The organism is Streptomyces sp. CNZ301, assembly GCF_004217425.1.
The window spans coordinates 398,083-420,170 of sequence record NZ_SHLG01000001.1 but is presented as its reverse complement, the minus strand read 5'-3'; the positions used below and the strand labels follow the sequence as shown (position 1 = coordinate 420,170).

Sequence of the window (22,088 nt, the reverse complement as noted above, 5' to 3'; positions counted from 1 at the left end):
CCGCCGCAGGACCGTCACAGCCCGCTGTGGCTCCCTCGGCGGAACCAACTCGTCCGCCCGCTGCCTCTGCCGCAGGGCTCATGGACGTGTTTACTCTGGTCGAATGGCGCGTCCAGCCGCCCTCGACTTCCAACCGCTACCCGAGGAGTGACCCCCGTCAGAGATGGACGGATCGTCCTGTAGTACCTGCGCTGTGTCCCCCGGTCACCTCAGGGGAGACACAGCATGACCCTTTCGCTCGCGCTCCTCGCCGCCGCCTTCGTGCTGATCCTCGCCAACGGCTTCTTCGTCGCCGCCGAGTTCGGCCTCGTCACGGTGGAGCGCCCGGAGGCCGAACGGGCCGCCGCCGACGGCGACCGCCGCGCGCGCTCCGTCACCGCGGCCCTGCGCGAACTCTCCTTCCAGCTCTCCGGCACCCAGCTCGGCATCACGCTGACCTCTCTCGTCGTCGGCATGCTCTGCGAGCCCGCGCTCGCCCATCTGCTGAGCGGTCCGCTGACGGCGGCGGGCCTGCCCGCGAACGCCGTGCCCGGCACAGCCGTGACCATAGGCATGTTCCTCGCCTCGGCCGTGCAGATGGTCATCGGGGAACTCGTCCCCAAGAACTGGGCCGTCTCCCGGCCGCTGGCCGTCGCCCGTTTCGTCGCGGGGCCGCAGCGGTTCTTCTCCGCCGTCTTCCGCCCGGTGATCACCCTGCTCAACGCCCTCGCCAACCGCATCGTCCGCGCCTTCGGTGTGGAGCCCGCGGAGGAACTTGCCTCGGCCCGCACGCCGGTCGAACTGATCTCCCTCGCACGGCATTCGGCACGTGCCGGAGCCATCGAGCAGGACACCGCGGACCTGTTCGTGCGGACGCTCTCCCTCGCCGGACTGACCGCGCAGCACGTGATGACGCCGCGGGTGCGGGTGAGCGCACTGCAGAGCGGCGCCACGGCCGAAGACGTCGTCAACCTGACCCGCGCCACGGGCCTGTCCCGTTTCCCCGTCTGCCGCGAACGCCTCGACGAGATCACCGGCACCGCCCACCTCAAGGACGCGCTCGCCGTTCCGGCGCAGGAGCGGCTGCGCACGCCCGTCGACGACATCACAGCTCCCGCCCTGCTCGTCCCGGAGACGCTGCCCGTGCAGCCGCTGCTGGCCAGGCTCCGCAGCGAGGCACCCATCGCGGTCGTCGTCGACGAGTACGGCGGCACGGCCGGGGTCGTCACCCTGGAGGACATCGTCGAGGAACTGGTCGGCGAAGTACGCGACGAGCACGACCGCGACGACCTGCCGGCGCTCGCCCCCGCCGCCCCCGACCCGGAGGGCCGGCCCGCCTGGGACGCCGCCGGAGGCTGCCGCGTCGACCTGTTGCGGCGCATCGGCCTCGATGCGCCGGAGGGTCCGTACGAGACGGTCGCGGGACTCGTCGCGGATCTCCTCGGCCGCATCCCGGCGCCCGGCGACACGGCACACCTTCCCGGCGGTCCCGGTGCATCCGGCTGGCAGCTGCGGGTGCGCCTCGTCGACCACCACAGAGCCGAACGCGTCCGCATCGTACGGACCGACGAGAGCGGGCGGGGCGGCGTACCGCACCGGCGGACCCCGCACGCGGAGAGGAGCACGCTGTGAGCGCCTTCCAACTTCTCTTCGCGGCGCTGCTGGTGCTCGCCAACGGCTTCTTCGTCGGCGCCGAGTTCGCGCTGGTCTCGGTGCGCCGCAGTCAGATCGAACCACTCGCGGCGGCCGGCTCGGCCCGCGCCCGCCGGGTGCTGAACGGTCTGGAGAACCTGCCCCAGATGATGGCCGCCGCGCAGTTCGGCATCACGGTCTGCTCGCTGACGCTCGGCGCAGTCGCCGAGCCGACCATCGCCCATCTGCTGGAGCCCCTCTTCGACGCGGTGCGGCTGCCCGAGGCGCTGGTACACCCCGTCGGGTACGTCGTGGCGCTGGCCGTCGTCGTCACCTGCCACCTCGTCATCGGCGAGATGGTGCCCAAGAACCTCGCCATGGCCGCACCGGAGCGGACCGCACTGTGGCTGAGTCCCGCGCTGGTGGCCTTCGCCCGGCTGTGCCGGCCGGTGACGGCCGGCCTCGGCAGCTGTTCCAACGTCGTGCTGAGGCTCTTCCGCGTCGAGCCCAGGGACGAGGTGGAGTCGGCGTTCACCAGCGAACAGCTCGCCGACCTCCTCGCGGACTCCCGGCAGGCGGGGCTGCTGGACCACGAGGAACACGAACGCCTCTCCGACGCCCTCGAACTCGGTTCCCGGCCGGTGACGGACGTGCTCCTCACCAGGGACTCCCTGGTGACGGTGGGCCCGGACGTCACACCGCGGCAGGTCGAGGAACTCACCGTGCGCACCGGCTTCTCACGCTTCCCGATCTGCGCACCCGACGGCGCCTTCATGGGCTATCTGCACGTGAAGGACATACTCGACCTGACGGAGGAGCCGAGCGAGCGCGACCGCGCAGTACCGCAGCACCTGTGGCGCTCCATGACGACGCTCCGTGCCGAACTGCCCCTGGACGACGCACTGGCAGCGATGCGGGGCGCCGCCTCGCACCTTGCGGCCGTCGCCGACGCGTCGGGACGGGTGCTGGGGCTGGCGGCGCTGGAGGACGTGCTGGAGATGCTCGTCGGCGAAGTGCACGACCCGGCGCACGAGTCGGCGGGCGTCCCGCCGAAACAGCGCGGCGGCGGCACCTGCGGCAGCACGGGCAGCGCCGGCTCCCGTCCCGGCTCACCGGCCTCGGCTCACGGGCGTGAGACGGCCGGAGAGGCCACGGAGGAGGAGCCCGTCAGGCCAGCGGAGGCGGCGAATCCGGACGCGGACCGTCCGGGCCCCGGCCGGAGAGCACCTCACCGTACGCCTGCATGAGGTCGGGCAGCCGCAGCGTGGCCAGATCGTCCCGCGTCGGCGTGCCCGGGTATCCGGTGAGGCGGAGATCGCGGTAGGCGCAGCTCTTCTCGTAAAGGGTGCGCAGGAAGCGGCCGTTGCCCAACTCGTCGACCCATCCCTGGTCGACGACGTGGCCGCTGATGCTGCGCATCTCCTCCAGGGCCTCCTCGTCCCAGGCGTCGCCGTTCTCGGCGGCGAGGACCTCACCGATCGCGGTCAGCTCCAGCGGACGGTAGCTGGGGAAGTCGACGCGCGTCGTGAAGCGCGAGGAGAGGCCCGGGTTGGCGGCCAGCAGCCGGTCCATGCCCTCCCGGTAGCCGGCGAGGATCACCACAAGCTGGTCCCGGTTGTCCTCGGCCCGCTTCAGCAGCACCTGCAGCGCCTCGTCGCCGTATGCATCGCCCTTGCTGTAGCCGGAGTTGGACAGGGCGTACGCCTCGTCGACGAACAGTACGCCGCCCATGGCCGAGTCGATGAGCTCGTTCGCCTTCACAGCTGTCTGGCCGAGGAACTCGCCCACGAGATCGGCCCGTTGGGCCTCCACGAGATGGTCGCCGCCCAGGAGTCCCAGCGCGTAGAACGCGCGGCCGAGTATGCGCGCCACCGTTGTCTTCCCCGTGCCGGAAGGGCCCGAGAAGACGAAGTGCCTCTTCGGCGGCTGCACCGGAAGTCCCTGGGCCGCCCGCAGCCGCGCCATGTGCAACTGCGCCGAGAGCGCCCGGACCTGCCGCTTGACCGGCTCCAGGCCCACCATCCGCTCCAGCTCGTCCAGCGCCTGCGCCAGCAGCACCGGGTCCGACGGGCCGGTCAGCACACGGTCGGCCGCGGCGCCTGCGGTGTGCGGCACCATCCGGTCCCGTACGGCGTCCGAGTCGACCCGCACCGGCTCCGCGGGATCTCCGGAGTCCTCCAGCCGCAGGGCGTCCGCGCCCGGATCGATGTCCGGGTCGGCGCTCTCCGCCGGGTCCGGCACAGCGGGACCGCCCAGCCCGTCGAGGCCCGCCGCAGCCGGGGCGCCGCCTCCCGGACCGGACTCCGCGGCGGACGCCTCGGCGGCGGCAGCGGCCCCGTCCATGTCCATCCCGGTCTCGAGGGGGCCGTCGATGCCCTCCAGGCCGTCCGTGCCGGCCCGGCCGCCGGCGCCGGTGTCGGTGCCCGCGAGGGTGACGGCCGCGGCAAGGTCGCCGGTGTCGCCGAGGCCGTCGCCCTCGGCGATCGTGGTCAGCCGCGCGGCGGTGTCCATGAAGGCAGGGTCGATGCGGTGCACCGCGCGGTACAGCGGGAGGGCCGCGGCGCTGCGTCCGGTGCCCTCGCGGGCGCGTGCGAGCCAGTAGCGCAGCTCCTTGCGCTGAGGCTGCTCGCTGCGGCAGCGCATCAGCGCGGCGGCCAGCAGCGGCTCCGCCTGCCCGAACATCTCCAGGCGCACCCGCGCCATCCCCGCGAACAGACCCGCCTCGATGCCCAGCAGCGTGTCGTCGACGAGAGGTTCGGTGTGTGCGACGAGGCGCTCCCAGTCCTTGGCGAGATACGCCCGGCAGGCGTGCAGGAAACGCACCTGCGGATCGGTCTCCACCGGCGGGCAGTCGGCGAGGGCCCTGTCGAGCTCCGCGACGTGGCGTCCGTCCAGCCAGTGCGACGCGTGCGCCAGCAGCAGGTCACGTTCGCTCTCCAGTACCGGCTGCACCCACCAGCCCAGCCAGTACCAGGAGTTGAGGTTGCGGCCGTGGCGTGTGCGCTGCTCTCCGAAACGGCTGCGGTTGTGGTACATGCGGAGCAGGGCCGTCGCGGTGTCGGCGCGCAGCGCGTGCAGCCCCAGCCAGGCGTCGGCCATTCCGGGGTCGAGCCGCACCGCCGTGTGGAACTCCTCCTCGGCCTGGGCGTACTGGCCCACTGTGTAGGCGTCCACGCCCCGCAGCCACGCAAGATCGGCAGGGGTGTGCAGAGGCGGGCCGCTCTGCGTGCCGTAATCCATCACGTCCCCCACGAAACGTCCCCCGTCATCCGCCGACGGCCTGCCCGCTCCATCCCCGGGGCGGCACCCCGGAACCCGGCGCCGGGCAGCCGGATGAGGTGTGGGACGAACGTCCGTACTCCTGGCGGGACTTGAGGCTCGTTGACCCTGGTTTGCCCGAAGTCCGGCTTCCCTACGCATCGTACCCGCGAGATCGTCGCGGCCGAAGGGTGGTGCACGCGGTGCGGAAGGAAGCCGTGGGAGATGCCGGTGCGGTCAGATGCGGTCACATACGGTGAACGGCGATCCGCGGGCGGGGATGCGGTGTGAGCGGAGGAAGACAGAACGAAGCCCCCGATCACGGGGGAACAACCGGGGGCTTCGCGTCTGCAGGCGACCTGTACAGAGCGCCTGTTGGAAAAGTAATTCCTGTGAGGCTCCCGGGTCAAGCGGCTCCGGCGACCGGCACCGTGAGCAGCGGCCGGAATCCGCCAACGCGTCACTGAGTGTGAGGAGTTGGGACCGTCAGCGGTCTCCCGCAGGTCCCACCCGCACCTCGAACCCCAGCTCTCCCTGACGCACCAGGTAATTCGCAGACGAATACGAGGGGTCCTCCGCGAAATGCCTGTTCTCGCTGCGCGTCCACGAATCCCAGAATTCCGCCAGTTCCGCACCGTCCCGCATGCGGCCGCGCCGCCACGCGTCCTGCGGCGCCATGTCCATCCACAGCAGACGGGACAGGTGCGGACGCAGCACGCGACGGCCCGCCCCGACGCCCTCGACGAGGATCACCGGTGCGGGCGGCAGCGGTGTCGACGCGTGCTCTCCGCGGGGGAAGGCCGCGCGTTTCCAGTCGTACCGCGTGTAGCGCGCCGTGCGGCCCTGGGAGAGGGGTGTGAGGACCTGTTCGGCGAGCCGTCCGGTCCAGTCGAAGAAGGCGTCGTGGCTGGCCAGATCGTCCAGGTGCAGAACGGGTGCTCCGCCGAGGGCGGCGGCGAGCCGTCCCGCGAACGTCGTCTTGCCCGAGCCCGCGTGACCGTCCACGGCGACCAGCCGTACGGGCCCGCACGACGGCGGCAGGTCCCGGAGCAGGGCGACGAGGACGGGGAGGGGTATATGAGGGGCGTCGGAGCCGGACACCCGGCCAGCCTACGGTCCGCCAGGATGTGCCGCGGCGTCAGCCGTGTCAGTGGTCCACTCCAATATTGGTGTGTGCGTCGCCGCCGGACCGGTGGCCGGGTGGGCGCCGGAGCGGGGATAGTGGCATCTGACGCGCACCTGCCGCAGGGGAACCGAGGTTGAGGGATCTATGGCCATGAACAGCAGACCCACCACGCGCCGTACCGTACTTGCAGCCGCCGTCGCCACGGCCGCCATGGCGACCGCCCCGCCCGCCTCCGCCTCGGAGCGGGCCGCCAGGCCCGGCCGGACCGCAGCCGCCAGGCCGAAGATCTCGCTGCACAGCTGGAACACCTCGCGCGACTGGAAAGCGGGCACGGCAAAGGGCACGCGTGTGGTCGGGCGGGGCCGACCCGCCGTCGTCTTCGAGACTCCGCAGGGCACCGCCGGCTACAAGGACCCGCACACCGGCGAGAGCGCCACCTGGGAGTACGCCACCTGGACCTCGCCGCTGCAGCCGACCGAAGTCGCCGCGGGCGAAGTCATCGCATCGTGGAACGCGCACACGCCGAAGGGCACCTGGCTGCGCGTCGAAATCCAGGGCCGCTACTCGGACGGCACGGAGACGCCCTGGTACACGATGGGCATCTGGACCTCCGGCGACGGCAAGGACGTTCCGCGGCGCACGTCCGTCGACGACCAGAGCGACGGCAAGTCCAGCGTGTGGACGGACACCCTCGCCATCGACGAACTGGACAGCGGCCTGCGGTTGACCGGCTACAAGCTGCGCCTGACGCTCTACCGGGCACTGGCCAGCGGGGCGAAGCCGGCCGTGTGGCGGCTGAGCGCGATGAGTTCGGATGTTCCCGATCGCTTCGAGGTCCCGGCCTCCAAGCCAGGCACGGGCCGCGGCATCGAGCTGGAGGTCCCGCGCTTCTCGCAGGAGGTGCACAAGGGCCAGTACCCGGAGTACGACGGTGGCGGCGAGGCTTGGTGCAGCCCGACCTCGTCGACGATGATCCTCGAATACTGGGGCCGCACGCCCTCGGAGAAGGATCTGGAGTGGGTCGACCCGGACTTCGCCGACCCGCAGGTGTGCCACGCGGCGCGCTACACCTTCGACTACCAGTACGAGGGCTGCGGCAACTGGCCCTTCAACGCGGCGTATGCCGCCACCTACCGCGACATGGAGGCCGTGGTCACCCGGCTCGGCAGCCTCACCGACGTCGAGCGGCTCGTGGCGGCGGGGATTCCCGTCATCACCTCGCAGTCCTTCATCGAGTCGGAACTGGACGGGGCGGGCTACGGCACCGCCGGCCATCTGATGACCGTCATCGGCTTCACGCAGGACGGCGACGTCATCGCCAACGATCCTGCCTCCGACGACAACGAGGCCGTGCGCCGCGTCTACAAGCGCAGGCAGTGGGAGAACATCTGGCTGCGCACCAAGCGCAAGGACGCGGACGGCAAGGTCAAGTCCGGTACGGGCGGCGTGTGTTACCTGTACTTCCCGACCAGTCTGACGGCCGGGCAGCGCAACGTCCTCCGCGACCTCGGGGTCCGCTGAGCCTCACCCGGCAAGAGGCCGGGTTTCCGCGCGGGCGGTGGCAGGTGCCGCCGCCCGCGGCCTGTTCCAGAGCTGTTCCAGAGCTGGTCCGAGCCGCGGCCGGGGCGCGGCCGTTCCAGGAGGCGACCGGCCGAGTGACCGCGTGAGGCCTCCGCCGCGGCGTTGCCCCTCGGCCAACGGGCAGCGGGATTCGTTCAGTTGACTCGGTGCGGGTGGACGGGCCCTCCCGTGACGGGCCCCGCACAGGCCGTTCCCGGCTTCCCGGCTACGTCCACGGCAGGGCCGACCTGTGCTGCCAGTACGCGGGCGCCGGCTCGGCCATGGACCACAGACGTTCCAGATCGCCGTCGGTGAGGTGGACGCCGGAGGCCGAGACGTTGTCGTCGAGCTGGGCCGTCGTGGCGGCGCCGGAGAGGACGACGTCCGCCCAGGGCCGGTGCAGGACGGCGGCCAGCGCCAGGGCGCCGGGGGAGGTGCCGGTCTGCCTCGCGAGACTGCCGAGGGGCGACTCCGGGACAGCCTCGTGCACGAGACGGCCGTTGGCGAGGGCTTCCTTGACGAGGACGGCGCGTCCCGCGTCGTGCGCCTCGGCGAGGGCGGGGCCCGCAGAGGGTTCCAGCAGGTTGTACGTGGCCTGGACGGTGGAGAAGAGCGGCAGGCCCTCCACCTCGACCGAGAGTGCGGCACGGATGGCGGCGGGCTGTTCGGGCCCGCTCGTGGACAGGCCGACGGTGACGCCTTCGGCGGCGAGGGCGGCGAGTTCGTCCTGCAGCGCGCGGTCCGTGAGGACGGGGCTGTCCGGCGTCACGGAGTGCACCTGGTACAGGTCGAGACGGTCGCCGAGAAGCTGCCGCGTCTCGGCCAGTTGCCGCTCGAACGTGGCCCGGCCGTGCTCCTTGACCTCGTGCACCGTCGCGTCCGTGCGCCACTCGGCGGTGTAGGTGTAGCCCCACTTGCTGCCGGTCACGACGTCGTCTGCGTCCGGCCGCTTCCGCAGCCAGCCGGCGAGGAACTGCTCCGCCCTTCCGTAGGAGCGGGCGACGTCGAAGTACCGCACCCCGTGCGCGTACGCGGCGTCGAGCACTTCGTGCGAGCGGGCCTCCATCGCCTCGACCGTCCGCTCGGCGGGCAGGTCCGAATCCCGTCCCAGCGTGATGTAGCCGGGACGTCCGAGAGCGGCCAGGCCGAGCCCGATCCGTGTGACCGGCGTGGCGGCGAGAGGTTCGAAAGGCACGGTCGGCATCCTCCGGTGAGCTGGTCCGGGCGGGGCGGCGTCACCGTACCCGAATTGCGTCTGCGGCTCGGCGGTTGGGAGACCGCCGCGGGTGCGGTCGCACCAGGACGTATCGACCGAGCGCAGTCACGGGGGAGCGGCCGCGGCGACGAGGGCTCTGCGCCGACGTGGGGCTGCAGCGGCCCGGCCGATCCGGTGGGGTGAACGTAGGCTCCTGGCAGATCCCGAAGTTCTCGACGGCGCCGGCCCGGTGGTCTCCGTCATGTCGAAGGCCCGGGGCCCGTGGCCGGCCGTCCTGCCCGTTCGGCGCATTTCGATGGCCCGCACAGGTGGCAGGCCGGGTCTGTGCGAAACCGATTGTGCAGACCGTGGAATTGTCGATTTAGCAACAGAGCGTCGCGCCCGTCGGGCCGGCAGGCATTCAACCAATTCCGCATGGCTTCCGGAGGGATGTACTCCGGGCAACGTCCAGGTGTGAGGTTCGCGGACGGCAGCCCGGAAGAAGGCTTTCCCTCGCTTTTTCTGAGTGGCTCACGCACGCACGGAACAAGGAGCGCAGGAATGGAATCCGAGGTCAGGACTTCACGACGTGTCAACGGCCGGTCCAAGAGCATCACCTGGGCCGCAAGAGGACTTTCGGCGGTTGCCGGAACCGTGATCGCCGGGGTTCTCATCGCCTCGCCCGCGGCCGCGGCCGACAAGCCCGTCCCGCCCAACACGACAAACCCGAAACCCGCCGCGCCCGCCAAGGGGCTCGGTGACCACGAGAAGAAGAAGACGCAGAGGACCGTCCGGGCTGTCGTGCAAAGCGACGCGACCCTCGTCAGGGACCAGAGCTTCGGTGCCACGTCGGCGACCAAGCTCGGCACCGGCGTCTACCAGGTCTGCTTCGCAGTACCGATCGACAACGGCACCTACGTGGCGAGCATCGGACTTCCCGGCAACGTCGGCGCCTCCTCTCCCGGTGAGATCAACGTCGTGGGCCGGGTCGGCACCGACAACTGTCTGTACATCCAGACATACAACTCGCAGGGAACGCACGCAGACCACGGCTTCCACGTGGTTGCGGCGTACTCCCAAGAGCGGCGACGCTGACGGCTGACCGCCGGGAACCGCTCGCACCGTAGTGAGCAGCGGCTCGTCCTGGACGCCGGCTGGTACGGCGGCGTCCAGGACGGGCGGGTCCGGCTGATGTGAGGCCCGAGGACGGCGCCTGCGCGGCGGGCGGGCCCACAGTTGCTCGTTTCCCCCCACGACCCACATGCGGAAGCCCCGCCGAGCCTCCGCCGAGGGTGGTTGCTCTACGCGTTTCCGCGCCGGGCCTCGGCAGGCGTGACGTCGTCCCCCGTGGTGACGCCGTGCAGGATGTGCGCGAGCACTTCCGTGCCCCGCACCACGCGCGGCCCCGGGCGGTTGAAGTACGCGGGGCCGTCCACCACCCACACCTGCCCGTTCCGCACCGCCGGCAGCTCTGCCCAGCCCGGCAGCCCGGTGAGCAACTCCTGCTCTGCTTCGGTGCGTTCGGGAGTGAGCCCGCACGGCATGAGCAGCAGGACCTCGGGCTGCGCGGCCCGCACCGTCTCCCAGTCGACCGGTTCGGTGTGCTCCCCCGGCTCGGCGAGCAGCGGTTCACCTCCGGCCGTGCGGATCTGCTCCGGCACCCAGTGGCCCGCCGGCCACAGCGGGTCCAGCCATTCGATCGCGGCCACCCGGGGCCTGGGCCGTCCCGCGACGGACCTTCGCACCCTCTCCAGGCGTCCCCGCAGCGCCGAGACCTGCCTCGCCCCCTCCAGGGGCACGCCCAGCTCCGCGCCGAGGCGTTCCACGCAGCCGAGTACGTCCGTGAGCGTGCGGGGCTCCAGGCTCAGCACCGTCGGCCCGCTCTCCATCGTGCGCACGGCTCCGGCGACGCTGCCGTACGAGACGGCGCACACCTCGCACAGTTCCTGGGTCAGCACCACATCCGGCGCGAGTTCGGTCAGTTTCCCGACGTCGAGCGCGTACAGCGAGGAGCCGCTGTGGCGCGCACCGCCGACGGCCTCCGAGATCTCCTTGCTGCCCATGCCCTGCGCGTCGAGGCCCGCGGCGGTGACGACCGGGGTGTCCCGCACTGCCTCGGGCGGCCAGTCGCACTCGTGCGTACGGCCCACCAGGGCGTCGGCCAGGCCGAGTTCGGCGACGATGTCGGTCGCCGCGGGAAGCAGGGAGACGATGCGCATGCCCGCACCGTACTGTCCCGTTGTGGTGAAAGCCCTGACGCGGCAACCGGGTTCCCGATCTCCTCACAGAGATCTCTGACCAGCGCGGGAGGGCTTCACAGCTGCGTCACATCCCCGTACGGCCGGGCCGCCGGCAGCTGCGGTTCCGACTGTCCGCCGACTGTCCGCCGATGGGCCGCAGGCGGCTGAACGGGAGCCGGACCCGGGGAAGTCCGGTGCTCGTCGGGCTTCGCCTCCGGCGGGGCCGCCGTGAGGCACTTCCCCAAGTGTGCTGTTCCGGCACGTTGGTGACGGGGACGCGTGGTGCTTGCATGAGGCGAGGGCCTTCTGGTTTCGGTGGGGATTGCGACATCTCGACCGGCGTCCAGGAGGCCCTCGTTGTCCCACCGTAACGCTCCGCTGACTCCGACCGGCCGACGTCGCCTGGCCCGCTGCGTCGTCGAGGACGGATGGCCGCTGCGGCGGGCCGCCGGCCTGCTCACGCATCGCTTCATCCGGTTCGAAGGACGCCGCGAGGAGGCGCGGCTACGCTGACGGAGCGTGCCGCACGCCGGGCCACCGCGGCGCGCGCACGCCCGACCCGGAGGTATCCCGACCCGTGCCGACCACCGAAGCAGCCCCGTCGCGGGCCGTCGGGCGCGACGCGGACGGTCCGCAGCGCCGGCGGGTCAGTTCGTCGCTCGTGCTGACGATGCTGCTGCTCCTGGTGATGGTGCTGCAGGCACCCGTCGGCCGGGCCCTGTCCGCCCCGGTGATGCAGAGCTGGATGACCGTGTTCGTCGCGGTGGTCGTACAGGCACTGCCGTTCCTCGTGCTCGGCGTGCTGCTCTCGGCGGCCATCGCGGTCCTCGTCCCGCCCTCGTTCTTCGTCCGAGCGCTGCCGCGGCGGCCCGCCCTTGCGGTTCCGGTCGCCGGAGCGGGCGGAGCGGTCCTGCCCGGCTGCGAGTGCGCTTCCGTTCCTGTGGCCGGTGCGCTCGTGCGGCGGGGCGTCACCCCCGCCGCGGCCCTGGCCTTCCTGCTGTCCGCCCCGGCGATCAACCCGATCGTGCTGACCGCCACCGCAGTCGCGTTTCCGCGCAATCCGGAGATGGTCCTCGCACGGTTCGCCGCGAGCCTGCTGGTGGCGTGCGCGATGGGCTGGATGTGGCAGCGGTGGGCCCGTGCCGACTGGCTGCGGCCCCCGGACCGCCCCTCGTTCGAAGGCCTCGGCAAAGGGGCGGCGTTCTGGGGTTCCGTGCGGCACGACGTGATGCACGCCGGAGGATTCCTCGTCGTGGGGGCGATGGCTGCCGCCACCCTCAAGGCCGTGGTGCCCCCCGACTGGCTGCAGAGCGCGGCCGGCAACCCTGTCGTGGCCGTCCTCGCCCTGGGTGTCCTCGCGGTGCTGCTGTCGATCTGTTCCGAGGCCGACGCGTTCGTGGCCGCGTCCCTCTCCCAGTTCTCACTCACGGCCCGGCTGACCTTCCTCGTCGTCGGACCGGTGATCGATCTGAAGCTCTTCGCCATGCAGGCCGCCACGTTCGGACGCGGATTCGCGATGCGGTTCGCGCCCGTCACCTTCGCAGTGGCCGTCCTCGTCTCCGTCCTGACCGGGGCGGTGCTGCTGTGAACCGGTACGCGCAAGCAGCGGTGCTGTTCCTCACCGGCGTGGCCGTGCTGCGTGCCGGCTTCACCGACCTCTACCTGCGCTACGTCAAGGCCGGTCTGCGTCCGCTGCTGCTCGCCGCGGGCATCGTCCTGGTCCTCACGGCTGTGGCCACCGTCTGGTACGAACTGCGGCGGCTGCGCGGGCACCGGGGGAGCGCGGCGGACGAGGAGCACCACGAGGGGCACGGGCACGGGCACGGTCACCGCGAACCGCGAATATCGTGGCTTCTCGTCCTCCCCCTGCTCGCCCTGATCCTGGTCGCACCGCCCGCACCGGGCTCCTACAGCGCGATGCGCGCGGGCACGGCCCTGCAGAAGCCTCCCGGTTTCCCGAGCCTCCCCGACGGCAGCCCTCTCCGGCTCGGCGTCGGCGACTACGCCGCGCGGGCGGTCTACGACCACGGACGTTCGCTCGGCGACCGCCGGATCATGATGACCGGATTCGTCGCTCTCGACCGCAGCGGCGCCCCGTACCTGACCCGCATGGTTCTCAACTGCTGTGCGGCGGACGCCGCGCCGGTCAAGATCGGCCTCTCGGGCCGGCTGCCACCCACGCTCCAGGCCGACACGTGGCTCGAAGTCACCGGCACGTACTCGCGCAAGCGCACCGCTGACCCCGTCAACGACGGCGTCATTCCCTACTTCGACGTCAGCCGGGCCCGCCCGGTCAAGGCTCCCGACGACGAGTACGAGAGCTGAGGCAACACGTCAGACGTCCACTCCGGGCAGGCTCCATCATTTGCGGGCAGGCAGGGATGCGCAGTTGGAGGAGGCGGACCTGCCGGAGAGGCGGTCGGTCAGCCAGGAGACGGCGCTGCCCTGGTCGACGAGGAGCGGTGCGAGGTGGTTCGTGAGAAGTCCGTCGCCCAGGTTGGGCAGTTCGACCGGCTTGTAGGTGACGTCCGCGCCCTTGTGGCACCAGTCGACGGCCAGCCGGCGTGCCTGGGCGTGCCCCACGATGTCGTCCTGCACACCGGTCGCCACACGCACCGGACCCGCCGGTTTCAGCCTGCCGATCCGCTGTTCGTCGAGGGTCGCCCGGAGCTTCGGCTCCGCCTCGACGATGTCCGTGAGGGACTTGCCGCCGGTCGTCCACTGCGTGCTCTTGCTGAAGCCGTACCTGAGGATCGCGTCGCCCACGCACATCGTCGACAGGTCGTCGAGCGCGGCCTTGCCCGTCGCGTTGAGGTTGGCTTCCGCAATCTTCCGGAGGGAGGGATCCGACTGGACGAAACCGTTGACCGACCAGCCCAGGGCGCCGGCGAGGGCACTGCCGTCGATGCCCTTGACGACCTCGGCCAGGTCGGCGGGCGGTGCGCCGGCGTACGTGCCGGCCAGCTTCACGTCGGGAGCGTAGGAGGGCTGAAGTTCGGCCGCCGCGGCGGCCGCGCCTCCGCCCTGGCTGTAGCCGTACATGCCGACGCGTGAGGCGGAGTTGACGGACGATCCGTCCACGGCGCGGGCCGCACGTGCGGCGTCCAGCAGCGCGTGGGCCTCGTCGAGCCGGTTGACGTAGGTGTGAAGCCGGTCGGTCGCGCCGAGGCCGGCGTAGTCGGTCACGGCCACCGCGACACCCGCCGCGAGAAGCCGGTAGACGGCCACGTCCTCGTAACCGACGGAGACGGTCCGGCCGTTCAGCGTCACCGGGTGCTCGAGGGCGAGCGACGCCGAACACTGGTCGCCCTGGCCCATCGTGCCCGGCGCCAGGGCCGCCAGCGGGCGGGGTCCGCCGCCCTTCCACTCGGCCGACGGCTCGATGTAGGCGCCGGTCACCGCGACCGGATTCCCGCCGGAGTCCGTGGACTTGTACATCATGCGGGTCGCCGTGCCCGGGAGTGTCCCGCGCGGGCCGGGCAGGCTCAGGCCGAGCGGAAGCGTCTCGGTCCGGATCAGGGTGCCGTCGGTCTCCGGCAGCTGGGCGGGCGGATCGTAGAACGCCGGGACGGGCACGCCCCGTGAGACCGTTCGATCCCACTGGTCCCGGTCGGGCTGCGCCCCCGTCGCCCAGGCCGGTGCGGCCTGGGCGCCGAGGCAGGCGGCGACCGCGACGGCGGTGGTCAGGAGGCGGCCGTGGCCGGCGGCCTTCCGCGGAGGGGCGGTGGGAGCGGTTGGCCGCGCCGTCACCGGACCACGGTCCTGGCCACCGAAGGCCGGTTCGTCCCCCGTGGGCCTCGACGGTTGTCCCATGGCTCTCTCCTCGCTCTGCTCCCGAAGCCGGGCGAGGGAAAACTAGCGGTGCTGGTGTACCCGCGGTAACCGGTTGGCCGGTTACGCTACGGTAACTTCCCGCTCGTCGTGACGGCTCGGCCGCCGGCCACCGCCACCCCGCGCCGCCCCGGACACCGTCTCCCGACCACGCACCCGGCACACGCACGGACACGCTCATACGTCGGCAGCGGGCTGTGCACGCCGTTGCGCGGTGCGCAGCCGCAGGCGCCGGACCGGCCACGCCAGGGCTCGCCGCCCCCGCCGCACCAGCCTCCGGACGCGTCCGGCGGGGCGGCCGAAGACCGCCTGGTGACGCCGTTGCGCCGCGCGCATCTCCCGGGCCCAGAGCCTTGTCACGGCGGCGTCGGAGAACCGGCCCGCGGCCCGCCGGGCGTCCCGGCGCATCCGCGTCAGCCGCTCCGGCGCCGTCGTCACGAGCGCGGCGACCGTCCCGGCCAGCGCCTGCTCGTCGCCCGCTTCGACGAGGAACCCGTTCTGCCCGTGAGTGATGACGTCCGCCGGGCCGTACGGGATGTCGTAGGCGACGGGGATGCAGCCGGCGGCCATAGCCTCCACCAGGACCAGCGGCAGGCCCTCCGTGCGTCCGGTCAGAACGATGAAGGACGACTCGCGGAGACGGGCGCGGGCATCGGACCGGTGGCCGTGCAACCGGACGGTGCCGGCCGCGCCGAGTCCGTCGATCAGCGACTCCAGGCGCTCCCGTTCCCGCCCGTCGCCGTAGATGTCGAGACTGATCGCGCACCCGGTGAGCTGCCCGGCGCGGACCGTTGCGCGTACGGCGTGATCGACGCGCTTGCGGCCGATGAGCGCCGCGACGACGATGCCTCGCCGCGGCGGCCTGGGGCATTCGGGCCGGGACCGGCGGCGGAGGCTTCTGCTGTTGGGGATCACGCACAGGTTGCCGGCGGGGCCGAGCAGTGTCTCGACGTCCTGCTTCTGGCGGGGCGTCAGGAGGACGACGGAGTCGAAGTCATGGAGACGCTCGAAGACCGGCCGCCGCGACTCCTTCAGTAACCCCGTGGGTCCACCGTCCGGAGCGAGGTGCGAGTTGTGGACCACGTGCATCGTGGTGGCGAGCTTGCGCCGGTAGGTGAGCATGAACGCCGCAACGGTCTTGCTGTCGACGATCATGATCGAGGGTTCGCGGTTCCGGGCGAGGTCCAGCCAGAACCGGTAGAACGACCAGATCCGGCTCCAGGAGCGCACGGGGTTCCCCGCCCGGTCGCACAGGACGACGGATCTGCCGCCCTCCTTGCCGGGGACGCGGATGTCCCGCCGGTCGCTCAGCAGCAGCGAGCCGTCCTCCCGGTAGTGGTCGGTCTGAAGCACCGTCCCGTCCGCCGCGCAACGCCTCCGGCTGAGCACGAGACCGTCGCGCAGCGCCGGCACGTGGGAGTCGTCGGGGCGGAGGGGGTTGAAGGGGTGCCGGCGGAGGTCGAGTGAACCGGCCGCGGACGCCGGGAGTTCGAGGCCGCGGAAGAAGTCGTAGAGGTTCATCAGCCGTATGCCGTCGATGAGTTCGCCGGCCGAGCGCAACTCGGCCTCGAGTGACGGGTAGTCGGGGCGGTCGTCGAAGGTGAGGACGTCGACGGGGCGTCGCGCGAGGCTGACGAGAGCCCGCGAGCGGTGGAGCATCGCGCTCGTCATGCCGCCGAACTGGTCGGGGATGCTCCAGGTCAGGGCGAACTGCCTGCCCTTGGGCAGCCGCGGGCGGGCAACCGGCAGAAGGTTTGCCATTGAACGAGCGTAGCCGGGATGATCAGCCGCTTGACCGGCGCACAGTCGCACGCCGATGCGTCTCCGTGCTCCTGTCCGCGTCCTTCAGCGCGTGTGCTTCCGTCCGCGTGCACGGCGGAGGCGAGGCACTGAAACCCCGGCAGGGACGCAAAAGTTGAGCTGAGGGCGAGCGGTCCCGGCCCGTTGCCCGGAACAGGTGGAGTGTGCCGTCACCCGTGGAGCGCCCGGCCGTAGAGAGGGATCACCCGCCCGGCACGGTCAGGCTTGCCTGCCTACGCCTCGTCCGGCGCGGGCCGCAGCGTGACGGTCCCTTCCGTGTGCTCCTCGACCGCGGAGCGGCTGTAGAGGAGGGGGAAGGACGCGTCGTCCGCCCAGCCGGCGAACAGGTCGCGGTAGTGGCCGCTGCCCGGATCGCCGGACTGGCCGGGGGAGTTCATGGCCACGGACTCGTCCCATGAGCCGACGTCCACGACGAGGCGGAACGTGGCGCCCGCGTTCTGGCGGAAGGCCGAGGTGTATTCGGCAGCGCCGACCGTGTCGCCGCTGCCGCCGCGCGGCACCGGTCCGACGGAAGCCCACTCCGGTTCGCTTCCCGTCCGCTCCCGCAACAGCTCGGCCAGCGGGTGCCGCAGAAGGCTGTGATGCAGGTCGCCCCACCGCCAGCCGCCGGGGTCGCCGCCGAGCAGAACCTCCGCCTCGGCGAAGGCGCCGGCGAGGGAGCCGCGGATGACGCGGCGCACCTCTCCCGCGGGGTCGGGACCCAGCCGGTCGCCCGGCTCCAGCAGCAGCCCCAGGTCCACGCGGGCGTCGGCGGAGGAGTCCTCGGCGGGGAGGATCCGGGCAAGCGCCTCTTCGGCCCGGTCGGCGGGCAGCAGACGCCGCAGAGCCGAACGCAGCAGGGCCGGGCGCAGATGACGGCGGAACCAGATCTCGAACAGGGCCGCCGCGGACGAGTCCGGCGAGAGCCGTGCGTCCCACCCGCGCAGCATTCCGAGGGCCGCGGCCACGCGCGGGTCGTCGCTCGTCAGCCCGGACAGCAACGGCTGGATGCTGCGCGCCGGCAGGCTGACGTGGTCGGTCTGCAACCCGACGCAGTCCTGGACCGTCCAGTCGTGACGGCTCTCCAGCGACTCCGCGATGCGCCGGTACCGGTAGGGCGCGTACCAGTCGTAGGTGACCGTGCGGTCGGCGTTGGGGTATCCGGGCGGCAGGTTCATCTGGTTGGCCGTGGCGATCCAGCCGCCCCTCGGGTCACGGGCCGACGGGAGAGTGCCCGGCTCGTGACTGCCTGCCCATTCGTACCGTCCGTCGCCCGGCACGGGCAGCGTCCCGTCCCAGCCCGGGCGGACGGGGACGCGCCCCGCGGGCACCCATCCGACGGTGCCGTCGGCCGCCGCGTACACCTGGTTCTCGCCGGGCGAGCCCCACAGCCGCATCGCCTCCGTGAACTCCGCGGCGCTGCGCGCCCCCATGTAGTTGATGCTGCCGAGGTAAGGGGCCATGCCCGGCTCCAGCCAGGCCGCCCGGACCGCGAACGCCGCGTTCCGCTCCGGGACCCGGCGGACGACGGGGCCGTGCCGGGTGAACCACAGCTCGGCCTCCGCATCGTCGCCGCCCCGTACGGGGACCGGCTCCGTCACCCGGACCATGGACTCCCAGCCGTCCCCGTAGCGGTAGCGGGTGGGGTCCTCCGGGTCGGTGCGGTAGACGTACAGGTCCTCCTGGTCGATCGGGAAGATCGTCAGCCCGAAGGCGATCCGCCCGTTGTGCCCGATGGAGACACCGGGCAGCGCGGGTTCGCCGGCGCCGACGACATCGAGGCCCGGAGCCGTCAGATGCACCAGGTAGCGGAGCGAGGGCAGGGTGAGCGCCCGGTGGGGGTCGTTGGCGAGCAGGGGGCGTCCGGTGGCGGTGCGGGAGGCGTCCAGCACCCAGTTGTTGCTGCCGTCCACCCCGGCGCGGGACGGCGCCGGCGATCCGGCGGGCGGAGCCGCCCACGGCGCCACCGTCGCCAGCCGGTAGACGTGCAGCACGTCGTCGGGGATGACGGACAGGTCCAGGCCCTCCGGCACCCGCAGCCGGTGCGGCGAGGGCTCGCGCACCCGCCTCAACTCCTCGACCTGCGGCCCGAAGTCGCGCAGCGTCAGCGCCCGCGCGACCTCCTCGCCCAGGTTGTAGTGGAGTCCGTGGCTGCGGATGCGGGCCACGTCGGACGGCTCCCAGAACGCAGGCTCGTAGCCGAGCAGCCCGAACTCCGGAGGCAGCAGTTGTCGTTGACGTCCGCACAGCTCCACGAAGGCGTTGACGCCCGCAGTGAACGCCCTGGCCGCCGGCTCCACGTCCGGACCGTAGGAATGCCACTCCTCCTCCATCGCACCGCGGTACAGGAACAGCCGGGCCGCGCGGTCGTGTTCGAGGTACCGGTCGCCGAAGACCTCCGAGAGCAGTCCCAGCCCGCGGCGACGCCACAGGTCGATCTGGAAGAGGCGGTCACGGGCGGCGTTGAAGCCCTGAGCGAGGAAGAGGTCCCGCCGGGACGAGGCGTACAGATGCGGTACGCCCCACCGGTCGATGCGGATTTCCACGGGTGCGCCGAGCCCGGGCACCGTGAAGACGGCGTGCGATACCTGAGTGTCCGGCACCTTCCGAGGCCCTCCCGAGTCCGTCCTGCTTGTCCGGCCCGCGACGCGGCGGGACCCCCCGGGCTTCCGGAGGCTCTCCGCTTGAGCCCCGAGCCCCGAGCCCCGAACACCCGAGGGCGACGGCGGACGCCTGCCCCGCCACGTGCGCGGGCACGCATCGGCCACGCGTGCCCGCCGTTGTTCCGCGTCCCTCCGCGACTCGGGGGTACACGTCCCCGGACGGCGTCCGGCCGGGCTCACGCGCCGGCACGCGGGGAAGAGGAACGGTGACAACAACGGCGAGGAACGGCGAGGCGGAGACTGTGCACGTGAAGACGTTGCGGCTGGTGGGCGCGGCCACCGCCCTGTACGGGCTCGCGGTGGCGGCCAGGCCCGAGCTGCTTGCCAGGCCCTCGGGTCTGACCGGCGCCGACGGACGGGCCGCGGAGGCGACACGGATCTCCTTGCGTCCGCTGGCGCTGCGCGACGCGGCCGACGGGCTGGCGATGGCGTGCGCACCGGAGGGACCCGCGCTGCGCACGGCCACGCTCGTCCGGATCGCCTCCGACCTGGGGGACGCCGTTCTCCTGGGCTCCACGCTTCCCAAGCACGCCCGCGCCAAGGCCGTCGCCGTGTCGGTGGGCTGGGCCTCGCTGTCGGTCGCGGGACTGTGCGCCCGCCGCGGGCAGCGCGGCGAGCGGTGCTCCGCCGGCTTCCGCACCTTGCGCCGTCACCGGGCGGCCCGGTGACCTCGTATGAGGCAGAGGCGGCCCCGGCCCTCCTCCCGCACACCACCGTCGAGGAGCCGAAGGCTGCCGTGCTGATGCTGCACGGCGGCCGCTCCGACGGGCTGGAGGCCCCGCCGCCGTGGAATCTTCCCGGAGCCCGCATGCGGCTCTTCGTCCCGTCCCTGATCAGGGCAACCGCGGGACGCTCGGTACTGCTGTGCCGGGTGAGGTACCGGTGCCGCGGCTGGAACGGCGAACGGGAGGACGCCTCGCGCGACGCCCGCTGGGCGCTCGGCGAACTGGCCCGGACCGTGGGCGAGTTGCCGGTGGTGGTCGTCGGACACTCGATGGGCGGACGGGCCGCGCTGCGCGTCGCCGGTGACGCCGCGGTGCGGGGCGTGGTGGCCCTGGCCCCGTGGTGCCCGGAGGGTGAGCCCGTGCGTCAGCTCTCCGGGCGCCGTGTCGTCGTGCTGCACGGAGACCGGGACCGCGTGACCGATCCCGGCGCCTCCCGCCGGCTGCTGGTGCGGGCACGTGAGGCAGGAGCCCAGACCCGCTTCGTCCCGGTACCCGGCGGCGACCACGCGATGCTGCGGCGGCGTGCCGACTGGCACCGCACGGTGGCGGAAGAGGTGGCGGGGATGCTCGCGGACGGCGCCGACGGGTAGCGGGCGCGGTGCCCTCAAGCCTCACCGGGCACCGGGGCGGCCCGATGCGCGGAAGGTTCCGCTCCGCATACGTCCGTCGGGTTTGGTGAGCATGTATTCACACGCGGTGTGCGCAGGTGAATTCTGGGGAGGGGACGGCCCATGACGCAGCCGACCGATGCCGCCGGGCCCGCGAAGGCAGCCGGCGAGGCCCCACCGATGCGCTCCGGGCGCCAACTTCTCGCCGCCTCCGTAGGCAACGCGGTCGAGTGGTACGACTGGCTCGCCTACACCTTCCTCGCGACGTTCATCGCCGACGAGATCTTCCCCCGGAGCGCCGGCAACTCGCTCGTCCCGCTGCTCTCGACGTTCGCCGTCTTCGCCGTCGGCTTCTTCATGCGCCCCATCGGCGGGCTGCTGCTCGGCGCCATCGCCGACCGCCGCGGACGCCGAGCCGCACTGACCGCCACGATCCTGCTGATGGGCGGCAGCAGCCTCCTGCTGGCGCTCACCCCCAGCTACGCGGCCGCCGGACTGCTCGGCCCCGTCGTGCTGGTGATCGCCAGGCTGCTGCAAGGTCTCTCCGTGGGCGGCGAGTTCGCGGCGGCGACCACCTTCCTCGTGGAGTCGGCGGGACCCGGCAGGCGCGGGTTCTTCTCCAGCTTCCAGTACGTCTCCACCACCGTGGGACAGCTCATCGCCTCCGGCGTCACGGCGCTGCTGGTGGCAAGCATCGACGACGCCGCGATGCACCAGTGGGGCTGGCGGGCGGCGTTCCTGCTCGGTGCGGTGCTGAGCCTCGTGGGCTTCTGGATCAGGCGGGGTTCGCAGGAGACCCGCAGCGCCGAGCAGCAGGCCGCGCCACGTCCCGGGCTCTTCGAGGCGCTGCGCACGCACCCGCGTGAATCGCTGCTCATCTGCGGCATCACGACCGGCGCGACCATCGCCTACTACACCTGGACCTCGTACCTGCCGACGTACGCGCAGGTCAACGTCGGCTTCGACAAGGGCGATTCGCTGCTGATCGGCACCATCTCGCTGGGGTTCTTCGCGTTGCTGCAGCCGCTGGGCGGTCTGCTCTCCGACCGTGTCGGGCGCAAGCCGCTGCTGCTCACCTTCTCCGTGGGCTTCGCCGTGCTGTGCGTGCCGCTGCTGAATTCGATCACCACGTCGTTCACGTCGCTGCTGCTCGTGCAGTGCGCGGGCATGGTCCTGCTGACCGGCTACACCTCGGTCGCCGCGGCCGTGAACGCCGAGGTCTTCCCCGCCCGCGTACGCGCGGCAGGCATCGGTTTCCCGTACTCCGTGACGGTGGCCCTCTTCGGCGGCACCGCCCCCTACATGGGCACCCTCTTCAAGGACCTGGGGCGGCCGGGCGCCTTTCCCTGGTACGTGGCCGCGCTGTGCCTCATCTCCGCGGTCGTCTACCTGAAGCTGCCGGAAGGTGCGAACAAGCCGCTCGACCGGTAGGGCCCCGGGCCCCGCAACACGACGTGGCCGCCGCCCCGGT

General features: G+C 72.1%; 17 protein-coding genes. 10 read left to right on the top strand and 7 right to left on the bottom strand.

All coding sequences use genetic code 11. The features are described 5' to 3' along the window. The first annotated feature begins 225 nt into the window (after positions 1 to 225). Together EV375_RS01855 and EV375_RS01850 are read left to right on the top strand one after the other, a co-directional pair. Positions 226 to 1,611 carry a hemolysin family protein gene (locus EV375_RS01855; RefSeq protein ID WP_130297880.1) on the top strand — a complete coding sequence of 462 codons (1,386 nt, stop codon included), beginning with the start codon at positions 226 to 228 and terminating at the stop codon, positions 1,609 to 1,611. Then, a complete protein-coding gene (locus EV375_RS01850) occupies positions 1,608 to 2,858 on the top strand; it encodes a hemolysin family protein (RefSeq protein ID WP_130297879.1) in 1,251 nt (416 codons plus the stop codon). Before EV375_RS01855 ends, EV375_RS01850 begins: the two co-directional genes overlap by 4 nt. On the opposite strand, the gene EV375_RS01845 is transcribed toward EV375_RS01850, so the two are convergent. Then, positions 2,779 to 4,851, bottom strand: coding sequence for an AAA family ATPase (locus tag EV375_RS01845; RefSeq protein ID WP_130301538.1), 2,073 nt, complete (start codon positions 4,849 to 4,851; stop codon positions 2,779 to 2,781). The two genes, EV375_RS01850 and EV375_RS01845, sit on opposite strands and share 80 nt — an antisense overlap. A 504-nt stretch (positions 4,852 to 5,355) precedes the next feature. Next, a complete protein-coding gene (locus tag EV375_RS01840) occupies positions 5,356 to 5,970 on the bottom strand; it encodes a nucleoside/nucleotide kinase family protein (protein WP_130297878.1) in 615 nt (204 codons plus the stop codon). Positions 5,971 to 6,145: 175 nt separating this feature from the next. Here EV375_RS01840 and EV375_RS01835 point away from each other — a divergent pair, with 175 nt between their 5' ends. Beyond that, complete coding sequence (locus tag EV375_RS01835; protein ID WP_130297877.1) at positions 6,146 to 7,516, top strand: peptidase C39 family protein; 1,371 nt, start codon at positions 6,146 to 6,148, stop codon at positions 7,514 to 7,516. 265 nt (positions 7,517 to 7,781) lie between these two features. Here the strand turns inward: EV375_RS01835 and EV375_RS01830 are convergent, their stop codons facing one another. After that, positions 7,782 to 8,750, bottom strand: coding sequence for an aldo/keto reductase (locus EV375_RS01830; RefSeq protein WP_130297876.1), 969 nt, complete (start codon positions 8,748 to 8,750; stop codon positions 7,782 to 7,784). 561 nt (positions 8,751 to 9,311) lie between these two features. On the opposite strand from EV375_RS01830, the gene EV375_RS01825 reads away from it, so the two are divergent. After that, entirely contained in the window at positions 9,312 to 9,845 is a 534-nt protein-coding gene (locus EV375_RS01825) for a hypothetical protein (RefSeq protein ID WP_130297875.1), read from the top strand. Between the two features lie 206 nt (positions 9,846 to 10,051). Here the strand turns inward: EV375_RS01825 and EV375_RS01820 are convergent, their stop codons facing one another. Then, the gene (locus tag EV375_RS01820; protein ID WP_130297874.1) at positions 10,052 to 10,969 is read right to left on the bottom strand and encodes a cobalamin-binding protein; all 918 of its coding nucleotides are present in this window, start codon (positions 10,967 to 10,969) and stop codon (positions 10,052 to 10,054) included. 378 nt (positions 10,970 to 11,347) lie between these two features. Here EV375_RS01820 and EV375_RS29000 point away from each other — a divergent pair, with 378 nt between their 5' ends. From EV375_RS29000 to EV375_RS01810, 3 genes are all read left to right on the top strand, one after another. After that, positions 11,348 to 11,503: a hypothetical protein gene (locus tag EV375_RS29000; protein ID WP_165434644.1), complete on the top strand. Its 156-nt coding sequence runs from the start codon at positions 11,348 to 11,350 to the stop codon at positions 11,501 to 11,503. Positions 11,504 to 11,567: 64 nt separating this feature from the next. Further along, the gene (locus EV375_RS01815; protein ID WP_130297873.1) at positions 11,568 to 12,578 is read left to right on the top strand and encodes a permease; all 1,011 of its coding nucleotides are present in this window, start codon (positions 11,568 to 11,570) and stop codon (positions 12,576 to 12,578) included. Beyond that, positions 12,575 to 13,315, top strand: a complete 741-nt coding sequence (locus tag EV375_RS01810) for a TIGR03943 family putative permease subunit (protein ID WP_130297872.1) — start codon at positions 12,575 to 12,577, stop codon at positions 13,313 to 13,315. The genes EV375_RS01815 and EV375_RS01810 overlap by 4 nt, the downstream gene beginning before the upstream one ends. Positions 13,316 to 13,351: 36 nt before the next feature. Here EV375_RS01810 and EV375_RS01805 read toward each other — a convergent pair whose 3' ends face one another. The 3 genes from EV375_RS01805 to EV375_RS01795 form a co-directional block, all read right to left on the bottom strand. Beyond that, positions 13,352 to 14,803 carry a lipase family protein gene (locus EV375_RS01805; RefSeq protein ID WP_130297871.1) on the bottom strand — a complete coding sequence of 484 codons (1,452 nt, stop codon included), beginning with the start codon at positions 14,801 to 14,803 and terminating at the stop codon, positions 13,352 to 13,354. Positions 14,804 to 14,998: 195 nt separating this feature from the next. Beyond that, positions 14,999 to 16,582: a glycosyltransferase gene (locus EV375_RS01800; protein ID WP_130297870.1), complete on the bottom strand. Its 1,584-nt coding sequence runs from the start codon at positions 16,580 to 16,582 to the stop codon at positions 14,999 to 15,001. 272 nt (positions 16,583 to 16,854) lie between these two features. Continuing rightward, a complete protein-coding gene (locus EV375_RS01795; RefSeq protein WP_130297869.1) occupies positions 16,855 to 19,224 on the bottom strand; it encodes a penicillin acylase family protein in 2,370 nt (789 codons plus the stop codon). Positions 19,225 to 19,526: 302 nt separating this feature from the next. Here EV375_RS01795 and EV375_RS01790 point away from each other — a divergent pair, with 302 nt between their 5' ends. The 3 genes from EV375_RS01790 (at position 19,527) to EV375_RS01780 (ending at position 22,048) form a co-directional block, all read left to right on the top strand. Further along, the gene (locus tag EV375_RS01790; RefSeq protein WP_130301537.1) at positions 19,527 to 19,952 is read left to right on the top strand and encodes a hypothetical protein; all 426 of its coding nucleotides are present in this window, start codon (positions 19,527 to 19,529) and stop codon (positions 19,950 to 19,952) included. A gap of 74 nt (positions 19,953 to 20,026) precedes the next feature. After that, the gene (locus EV375_RS01785; protein ID WP_130301536.1) at positions 20,027 to 20,599 is read left to right on the top strand and encodes an alpha/beta fold hydrolase; all 573 of its coding nucleotides are present in this window, start codon (positions 20,027 to 20,029) and stop codon (positions 20,597 to 20,599) included. A 141-nt stretch (positions 20,600 to 20,740) separates the two neighbouring features. After that, positions 20,741 to 22,048, top strand: a complete 1,308-nt coding sequence (locus EV375_RS01780) for an MFS transporter (protein WP_165434665.1) — start codon at positions 20,741 to 20,743, stop codon at positions 22,046 to 22,048. Positions 22,049 to 22,088: the final 40 nt, after the last annotated feature.

Coding starts and splice junctions, on each gene's coding strand:
- EV375_RS01855 (WP_130297880.1), top strand. CDS start 226: ATGACCCTTTCGCTCGCGCTCCTCGCCGCCGCCTTCGTGCTGATCCTC.
- EV375_RS01845 (WP_130301538.1), bottom strand. CDS start 4,851: ATGGATTACGGCACGCAGAGCGGCCCGCCTCTGCACACCCCTGCCGAT.
- EV375_RS01835 (WP_130297877.1), top strand. CDS start 6,146: ATGAACAGCAGACCCACCACGCGCCGTACCGTACTTGCAGCCGCCGTC.
- EV375_RS01825 (WP_130297875.1), top strand. CDS start 9,312: ATGGAATCCGAGGTCAGGACTTCACGACGTGTCAACGGCCGGTCCAAG.
- EV375_RS01820 (WP_130297874.1), bottom strand. CDS start 10,969: ATGCGCATCGTCTCCCTGCTTCCCGCGGCGACCGACATCGTCGCCGAA.
- EV375_RS01805 (WP_130297871.1), bottom strand. CDS start 14,803: ATGGGACAACCGTCGAGGCCCACGGGGGACGAACCGGCCTTCGGTGGC.
- EV375_RS01800 (WP_130297870.1), bottom strand. CDS start 16,582: ATGGCAAACCTTCTGCCGGTTGCCCGCCCGCGGCTGCCCAAGGGCAGG.
- EV375_RS01785 (WP_130301536.1), top strand. CDS start 20,027: ATGCTGCACGGCGGCCGCTCCGACGGGCTGGAGGCCCCGCCGCCGTGG.
- EV375_RS01780 (WP_165434665.1), top strand. CDS start 20,741: ATGACGCAGCCGACCGATGCCGCCGGGCCCGCGAAGGCAGCCGGCGAG.